At 47.0% G+C, this 230-nt stretch carries 1 protein-coding gene; it reads right to left on the bottom strand.

Going from position 1 to position 230, the window contains the following annotated elements; translation table 11 throughout:
• Nucleotides 1–16: 16 nt before the first annotated feature.
• The coding region (locus tag SB725_RS34255) for a hypothetical protein (protein ID WP_410923836.1) at nucleotides 17–230 on the bottom strand (214 nt) is incomplete at its 5' end.

Below are 230 nucleotides of genomic sequence, written 5' to 3'. Positions count from 1 at the left end.
GAGAAAACTGGTTTGGTCAGTTGAAATCGGTGTGCTTAGTAGAGAAGGTAAGAAGTAGAATCATTTGAGGTAACGGCTGCTCCTCGTTAATCGGCAGAAGCCCGGGGTGGCAACCTGTCTTATCAATCAATAACAGCATACTTGATTTATTGAGGATAACGGCGTCCGTAGCTGCCAAACAGTTCGCGGACGCTACCATAAACCCGGACATGCATGTCTGGGAAAGCAAA

Origin of the sequence: Pseudomonas sp. SIMBA_041 (assembly GCF_046535095.1) — a bacterium.
In the GTDB taxonomy this organism is placed as follows: Bacteria; Pseudomonadota; Gammaproteobacteria; order Pseudomonadales; family Pseudomonadaceae; genus Aquipseudomonas; species Aquipseudomonas mucoides.
Note: the sequence above shows the minus strand (reverse complement) of the source record. Positions and strands in the feature narration are given on the sequence as shown.